Origin of the sequence: Flavobacterium ustbae (assembly GCF_003946915.1) — a bacterium.
Taxonomy (GTDB): Bacteria; Bacteroidota; Bacteroidia; order Flavobacteriales; family Flavobacteriaceae; genus Flavobacterium; species Flavobacterium ustbae.
In genome coordinates this window covers 21,560-29,557 of sequence record NZ_RPOC01000026.1, presented here as the reverse complement: position 1 = coordinate 29,557, position 7,998 = coordinate 21,560, and the positions used below count along the sequence as shown (strand labels likewise).

The window sequence follows — 7,998 nt, the reverse complement described above, 5'->3', positions numbered from 1 at the left end:
ATAATAATGAAAGGATAAAACTAAATTTAAAAGGAATGAGCCCGATACAATATCGAGCTCATTATTATAAAAATTAATTATAAATTTGTCTAAACTTTTGGGTGCAGTCTAGTTTAAATTGGAATTTGGGATTTAAAATTTGGAATTTTTTATTTTTATTTTTTAGGAAGCAAAACGGCATCAATAACGTGAATCACACCATTTGACTGATTAACATCTGCAATTGTCACTTTAGCTTTATTGCCGTTCTCATCACTGATGTATAAATCTTTTCCTTTCATCCAAGCAGTTAAGGTTCCGCCAGCAACTGTTTTAATACTCGCCTTACCTTTCCCATCTTTTATTGCTTGAGCAATATCTTTTGAGCTCCATTTTCCAGCAGCAACATGATAAGTCAAAATTCCTTGAAGCATTTTTTTGTTTTCAGGTTTCAATAGCGTTTCTACTGTTCCCTTTGGTAATTTGTCAAAAGCTTCATTTGTTGGAGCAAAAACAGTAAACGGCCCTTTTCCTTTTAAGGTTTCAACTAAATCTGCGGCTTTTACTGCTGCAACCAAAGTCGTGTGATCTTTTGAATTTACAGCGTTTTCTATAATATTTTTATTTGGATACATCGCTGCGCCACCAACCATTACCGATTTTTGCGCATTTGATGTAAAGGCAAATCCTAAAGCTAAAACTGCAAGAGCTAAAAATTTTCTAGTTTTCATATTTAATGATTTTAAGTTATAAGCTCATTTACGCCTTAAAATGCTCTTTGGTTTTATAAGTTTGAAATATAATTTTATGAAACCACAGAAATCCCTTTGATACAGAGGCTTTAAGGATTATAATATTTTTATTATTTTTCAAAATTGAATTCATTTTTTTACTATTTTATTATTAACTTTAGTAAAAATTCATTCATTATGAAAAACATTCCTCAAAAAATTAGAAGCAGAAAACTGAATTCAAGAGTCGATTTAACGGCAATGGTCAGCGTTTCTTTTTTGCTTATCATATTTTTTATGGTTACGATTGAGTTGAGCAAACCAAAAGCTGTGGATTTAAGTCTTCCAAATCGACCATCGGATGAATGGGATGGTGTTATTAGTTGCGGAGCAGGAATAAGTGATCGAATTGTAACCGTTTTATTAGATGAAAACAATGAAATAATTACCTATTCTGGTCTTTTATTTCGCCCTTTAGAAGAACCTAAAAAAGTAGATTATAGCAAAGATGGTATTCGTAGAGAATTGTATTCAAAAAATACCAATATTCGCGAAAGATATGCTCAATATGGAAAACCAAATCGTGGTGCAATTGTAATTATCAAACCAAGTAAAAATTGCAATTTCAAAAATTTAGTAGATATTTTGGATGAAATGGAAATTGCAAAAATTGATACTTACGCAATTGTAAATGAGTTCACTCCAGAAGAAACAAAATTATTAGCTTCAAATTAATTAAGAAATATCTTCTGCAAGGAAATTTTATACTCCTGCTGAAGTTTACGAATAAGAAAAAATCTAAAACCAAAAGTCCCACATTGCCGTGGGACTTTTTAATTTATATTTTAACAAACTTAGTGTTTGAGCTTCCTTTGTCTGATTTAACTTTTATAAAGTAATTACCTGTTTTAAGCTTAGATACATCAATATTTGAAGTTGTTTTCGCATTAGGAACGGCTATTATTATTTGTCCTAAAACATCATAAATTTCAATAGATTTTATGTCTATATTCTCATTTTGAGAAATATTCAAAATTTGATTAGATGGATTTGGATATAAAACAAAATACTTAGAGAAATCAAAATTCTGATTTGCTAAAGTTGCTTTAAATGTTGAAGTTGCCTTATTGGTCAAAATAGGAAAATTATAATCAAAATAAATATTAGCATCGTTAGTAAAAGAATCTCCAACTACTAATGTTGATTTTGTCTTTATTTTGAAAGCAACATAACCGTCATTATTGGCATCATCAAAAGGAAGATTAATTCCTTCAAAAATAAATTCTACTTTGTTTCCTTCTGAAATTTTGGTTACAAAAGAATGGCTTGAACTTGTTGGAATTAAAGTCGAAATATCAAATTTAGACAAATCAATCATGTCTTTTACAACGACATTTTGAGCTGAATAGGTTCCTGTGTTTTCAAAACGAATCATGTAATGAACATATTGCCCAATCAAATCTGGCGTAATTACCGTTCCCTCTAAACATGTCTTATCATTTGGATCGTAAGAACCTACAACTGTCTGATTTAAGGTAAAAGTATTGTCTAGCGGATTTTCATCATTATCCTGCGAAGTAACAGTAGTTGTAAATTTTAAAATATCTCCATTATTCACCGCTGGCGTTGCTGTTGGCGCATTTATTTTAACATTTAAAGTAATTTCTTTTGATTCTGATGGTCTCAAATTTGCGAAATTCCACAATAAATTATTTGCCGTTTGAGTAGATGTTGTCGTACTCACTGAAACAACATCCAAAACAGAATCGTCAAATGTCAGATTTACTGTTCCAGATTGTATTGTATTTCCTTTATTTTTATAAATAATCTTGTAATTTGCATCAAATCCAGGTCTTGCCACATCGATTTGCAAAATAACAACTTCCAAATCAGAATGTACACCATTTGGAGTAATGCAGAAATTTTGAGTTAGCGGACTTGCCTGTGATGGAAAATCTACATTGACAACTGAAGGTGAAATCGAAAAATAGTCTGGATTTTCTAAAACTGGAGTAATCGAATGCGTTCCTGCGGGCAAAGAAATCGAATAATTTCCATTAGTAATAATACTCGATGTATTAGTTCCATCTGATAAATTAAATTTCAAATTCGGCAAGCTTAAATCTTGAGCATCACAGCCATTATTGTTAAAGTCTATTTTATTTTCTCCAACAACAGTATAAAATTCTCCAGCTGGTTCAAATGAACAATACGAATTTATATTACAATTAATATATCCATAAGTATCTAAAAGACTTTGAACTAAAGGTAACTGACTTTCATCTGCACAAATGTATTCTAAGTTTGGATTTTCTGAAAAGTTTAAATAACCAGATTCATTACTGCCATTTCTTATAAATAAAGAGGTAAGCTGATTGTTCGAACAACTAAATTCGCTTAACTTGTTCAAATCACTTAAATCTAATGTTTTCAATTGGTTATAAGAACATTCTAATTTTGTAAAACTTGGTAATTGCGTTAAATCTAAGGTTGTAATCTTATTATTTATACATTTAATACCTTTTAGTTTTTGTAATCCTGTTATGCTTAAAGCTTGCAATTGATTACTGCTACAGTTTACATACTCTAGTTTTCCTAAACCGTTTAAATTTAATGAAGAAATTGAATTTCCGTCACAATACAGTTCTTTAAGATTGGTTAATCCGCTTAGATCAAGACTTGTCAATTGATTCGAATAGCATGCTAAATAAATAAGATTACTTAATTCGTTTACGTCAAGATTTGAAAATCGATTCGAATGACAAGATAGATCAATAAGATTAGTTAACCCACTTACATCTAATTGCTGCAATTTATTGGAATAACAAGATAATGAGCTCAGTTTTGTCGATCCAGTAACGCCTAGCGATGTCAGTTGATTACCGGAACAACTTAAACTTTTAAGATTTGTTAAATTTCGCGCATCTAATGATTGCAATTGATTAACATCACAATGCACTTCCTGAAGTTTTGTTAATCCCTGCAAATTTAACGAGGTCAGGCTATTATTATTACACCAAAGAGTGGTTAAATTTATTGCCCCCTCAATACTTAAAGAAGTTAGGTTTTTATTTGCGTTACACTGCAGATAATCTAAACTAGTTAATCCATCGAGTACTAATGTAGTAAGATTAGAATTTTCTATTATAATACTTGTAGCACTTTGTATATAAGAATAATTTAAATAGGTAAGTTTCTTGAATACATTAAAATCAACATTCATAAGAATTGGATTATTGCTGCAATTTAAATACTGAAGATTGGTAAAATATTCCAATCCTTGCAAAGAATTTATATTTTGATTGCTAATATCCAGAAAATTTAAAGCAAGCGCTTCATTAATTTCTATCTGAAAATTAGAATTCGTGTCAAGATTAAGCGACATCAATTTCATTCTAAGATTGATATCTGGAATATTGATTATTTGGGCAGTAGAAAAATTATAAAAGCAGCATGCTAAAATTACAAAGTAGAGTTTTTTCATATGTGGTATTTTCATACAAAAATAACTTTTTCAGATAATAACACAACTTTATTTGTTAAAATTTACAAAAATATAATTTAATAAACAAAAAAAAGTCCCACATCACTGTGGGACTTTCTATTTATAAAAAAGCTAAGAATTATTTTTTCTCAGTTTTTTCCATTTTAGCTTTTAAAGCAGCTAATACATCATTGTTATCTCCTAAAGTTGCAGCTGGTGCATTAGTAGAAGCAGATGAAGTATTTTCAGTTGCAGCTTTCACATTTTTCTCTTCTTCTTCTCTGAAGATAGCAGTGTGAGAAGCAACTACTCTTTTGAATTCTTTATTGAATTCAATTACTTTGAAATCAGCAGTATCACCTTTTTTCAATTTCTTTCCGTCTTCTTTTTCAAGGTGACGAGTTGGAATGAAAGCAACGATATCATCTCCGAATTCTACAGTAGCTCCTTTGTCAACGATTTCAGAAATCTCACCATTGTGGATAGTTCCTACAGCGAAAGAATCTTCGTATTGATCCCAAGGATTAGCGGTAGTTTGTTTGTGACCTAAAGATAATTTACGTCCTTCAACATCTAATTCTAATACCACTACATCAAGTTTTTCACCAACGTTTACAAACTCAGATGGGTGTTTAATTTTCTTAGTCCAAGATAAGTCAGAGATGTAGATTAATCCATCAATTCCTTCTTCTAATTCTACGAAAATACCAAAGTTTGTAAAGTTTCTAACGATACCTGTATGTTTAGAACCTACTGGGTATTTAGAAGTAATGTCAGTCCATGGATCTTGAGATAATTGTTTGATACCTAATGACATCTTACGATCGTCTCTGTCAAGAGTTAAGATAACAGCCTCAACAACATCACCAACTTTTACGAAATCTTGTGCAGAACGTAAGTGAGTTGACCAAGACATTTCTGAAACGTGAATTAAACCTTCAACACCTTCAGCAACTTCGATAAATGCACCGTAATCAGCGATTACAACTACTTTACCTTTTACTTTGTCACCAACAGTTAAGTTAGCATCTAAAGCATCCCATGGGTGAGCGTTTAATTGTTTCAATCCTAATTGAATTCTTGTTTTCTCATCATCGAAATCAAGGATTACAACGTTTAATTTTTGGTCTAATTCAAGAACTTCACTTGGGTGGTTGATTCTACTCCAAGAAAGGTCAGTAATGTGAATTAATCCGTCAACACCACCTAAGTCAATGAACACACCATAAGAAGTAATGTTTTTAACAACACCTTCTAATACTTGTCCTTTTTGTAATTGACCGATGATTTCTTTTTTCTGTACTTCAATATCAGCCTCGATAAGAGCTTTGTGAGATACAACAACATTTTTGAATTCGTGGTTGATTTTTACCACTTTGAATTCCATCATTTTGTTTACATATACATCGTAGTCTCTAATTGGCTTAACGTCAATTTGAGATCCTGGTAAGAACGCCTCGATACCGAATACGTCAACGATCATACCTCCTTTAGTTCTACATTTAACAAAACCGTTAACGATTTCTCCAGTTTCATTAGCTGCAATAACTCTATCCCAAGATTTGATAGTACGTGCTTTTCTGTGAGATAATACTAATTGACCTGTTTTGTCCTCACGGATGTCGATTAATACTTCTACTTTGTCACCTACTTTTAAGTTTGGGTTGTAACGGAATTCGTTTAAAGAAATAACACCTTCAGATTTAGCATTGATATCAACGATAACGTCTCTATCTGTAATTCTAACAACAACACCTTCAACTACTTCTTCTTGATCTGTAGCGATGAAAGTTTTTGATACTAGTTCTTCAAACTCTTGTAAGTTTTTCTCATCTACTGCATCAATTCCTTCTTGGAAGTTATGCCAGTTAAAATTTGCTAAAAACTCTTCTTGTGATTTTAATTGTTCAGACATGCTGATAAAAAAATTTGTATTCTGCTTTTCTCGAGTTTCTCTATGCGATAGAAAAAACAGAAGTTGTTTTACATAAATGGTTGATTCCTAATGGAAACTCTTCTCTGCCAAAAGGACTGCAAAATTACTACATTTTTCTGAATTAACAAAACAAAACCGATATGATTATCAGTATATTGATTAGAAGCAGAAGATTTCGGGTTTTTCAAGACGTTTTGTCCCGCTATTCGTTGCACCCGAGCGATAGCGAACTGACGAAGTAATCTTTTGTGCCTTCCGAAGCCTTGGAACCGGCACAAAAGGATTTCCACTTCTATCGGGGCTAGATTAGAAAGTTTTGTTTTTCATAATTGCTTAATGCGCTCCTGCAAGGTTTTTAAAACCTTGCAGGAGCGCATTTCTTAAATAAACAAACCCGACAGGTTTTTAAAACCTGTCGGGTTACCGATATATTTTTTTTATTTATTAATGACTCAAATTCTCAATTTCCTTCGGATCATGTTTATGCTTAAATAAAACCGCAAAAGCAATTGCAATTACCAAAGCATAAATAGCAAATGATAACCAGATAGTATGCCAATCTTTCATTAGAACTGGATTTGTAAAAACTCCGTCGGTAATAGTATTTCCTTGACTTTTTACAAATTCTGCCATTTTTTCGTTAGAAGCATCCGTTTGCAAAAATCCAGCTAATTCAGTAGTTGTGCTGAATGATTTTGTAAAAAAACGATCAATTGCCCAGCCAGAAGTCAAACTTCCTAAAACCGCTCCTACTCCATTGGTCATCATCATAAATAAACCTTGCGCAGAAGAACGAATTTTAGAATCTGTATTGCTTTCTACAAATAAAGAACCTGAAATATTAAAGAAATCAAATGCCATTCCGTATACGATACAAGATAAAATAATCATCCATAAACCGTTTACAGGATCTCCAAAAGCAAACAATCCAAAACGAAGAACCCAAGCTAACATACTAATCAACATAACTTGTTTGATTCCGAAACGTCTTAAGAAAAACGGAATCGCGAGAATAAATAATGTCTCAGAAACTTGAGAAATCGACATAATAATAGTCGAATATTGAATTACAAAAGAATCTGCATATTTTGGAAAATGTTTAAATTCATCCAAAAATACATCTCCGTAAGCATTTGTTAATTGCAATGCACCTCCTAAAAACATAGAAAACACAAAAAACAAAGCCATTTTGTAATTCCCAAACAATTTAAAGGATTCTAAACCTAATGTTTCAGTCAAAGTAGCATTTTCTTTAATCAAACGCTGTGGTTCACATTTTGGTAAAGTAAAAGCATAAATTCCAAGAACTAAAGCCCCAATTCCAGCAATATAAAACTGATATTCTGTTGCTTTACTTCCGCTTAAATTAGTAATCCACATAGCCACAATAAAACCAATTGTACCCCAAACGCGAATTGGCGGAAAATCTTTTACAATGTTTTTATTGTTTAATTTAAGTGAAGTATAAGATATTGAATTACTCAAAGCGATTGTCGGCATATAGCAGCACATTGCCAAAAGCATTACTACAATAAAAGTATCTGGTGTTGTAACTTGTGCAAATCCAAATAAAACGGATGCATATAAAATATGAAGAACTCCATATAATTTTTCAGCGTTTACCCATCTGTCGGCAATAATTCCGGTTAATGTAGGCATGAATAAAGAAGCAATTCCCATGGTTCCAAATACTAAACCAAATTGTGTTCCTTCCCAATTTTTGGTTCCAAACCAATAATTTCCAATTGTAATAAGCCAGGCTCCCCAAACAAAAAATTGAAGAAAGCTCATAAAAATTAACCTGTTTTTAATTCCCATATAATGAAATTGTCTTTAAAGTAAAATGAAGCGGTAAAACTACCATTAAA

6 protein-coding genes are annotated in these 7,998 nt (G+C 31.7%); 2 read left to right on the top strand and 4 right to left on the bottom strand.

Annotation, left to right across the window (positions count from 1 at the left end; all coding sequences use genetic code 11):
* A partial coding sequence (locus EG814_RS21370; protein ID WP_164515286.1) for an IS3 family transposase occupies nucleotides 1-77 on the top strand: 77 nt, incomplete at its 5' end.
* A 78-nt stretch (nucleotides 78-155) separates the two neighbouring features.
* Here the strand turns inward: EG814_RS21370 and EG814_RS20250 are convergent.
* Nucleotides 156-710 carry a fasciclin domain-containing protein gene (locus EG814_RS20250; RefSeq protein WP_125723691.1) on the bottom strand — a complete coding sequence of 185 codons (555 nt, stop codon included), beginning with the start codon at nucleotides 708-710 and terminating at the stop codon, nucleotides 156-158.
* 198 nt (nucleotides 711-908) lie between these two features.
* Between EG814_RS20250 and EG814_RS20245 the strand changes: the two genes are divergently transcribed.
* Nucleotides 909-1,445: an ExbD/TolR family protein gene (locus EG814_RS20245; protein ID WP_125723690.1), complete on the top strand. Its 537-nt coding sequence runs from the start codon at nucleotides 909-911 to the stop codon at nucleotides 1,443-1,445.
* Between the two features lie 103 nt (nucleotides 1,446-1,548).
* On the opposite strand, the gene EG814_RS20240 is transcribed toward EG814_RS20245, so the two are convergent.
* The 3 genes from EG814_RS20240 to EG814_RS20230 all read right to left on the bottom strand — a co-directional run bounded on the left by EG814_RS20240 (nucleotide 1,549) and on the right by EG814_RS20230 (nucleotide 7,948).
* The gene (locus tag EG814_RS20240) at nucleotides 1,549-4,194 is read right to left on the bottom strand and encodes a DUF7619 domain-containing protein (protein ID WP_125723689.1); all 2,646 of its coding nucleotides are present in this window, start codon (nucleotides 4,192-4,194) and stop codon (nucleotides 1,549-1,551) included.
* 139 nt (nucleotides 4,195-4,333) lie between these two features.
* Complete coding sequence (rpsA, locus tag EG814_RS20235) at nucleotides 4,334-6,109, bottom strand: 30S ribosomal protein S1 (protein WP_125723688.1); 1,776 nt, start codon at nucleotides 6,107-6,109, stop codon at nucleotides 4,334-4,336.
* A 465-nt stretch (nucleotides 6,110-6,574) separates the two neighbouring features.
* Nucleotides 6,575-7,948: a nucleoside permease gene (locus EG814_RS20230; RefSeq protein WP_125723687.1), complete on the bottom strand. Its 1,374-nt coding sequence runs from the start codon at nucleotides 7,946-7,948 to the stop codon at nucleotides 6,575-6,577.
* Nucleotides 7,949-7,998: the final 50 nt, after the last annotated feature.

Excerpts from the sequence above, each read along its gene's own strand:
- EG814_RS20250 (WP_125723691.1), bottom strand. The coding sequence starts at position 710 with ATGAAAACTAGAAAATTTTTAGCTCTTGCAGTTTTAGCTTTAGGATTT.
- EG814_RS20245 (WP_125723690.1), top strand. The coding sequence starts at position 909 with ATGAAAAACATTCCTCAAAAAATTAGAAGCAGAAAACTGAATTCAAGA.
- EG814_RS20240 (WP_125723689.1), bottom strand. The coding sequence starts at position 4,194 with ATGAAAAAACTCTACTTTGTAATTTTAGCATGCTGCTTTTATAATTTT.
- rpsA (WP_125723688.1), bottom strand. The coding sequence starts at position 6,109 with ATGTCTGAACAATTAAAATCACAAGAAGAGTTTTTAGCAAATTTTAAC.
- EG814_RS20230 (WP_125723687.1), bottom strand. The coding sequence starts at position 7,948 with ATGGGAATTAAAAACAGGTTAATTTTTATGAGCTTTCTTCAATTTTTT.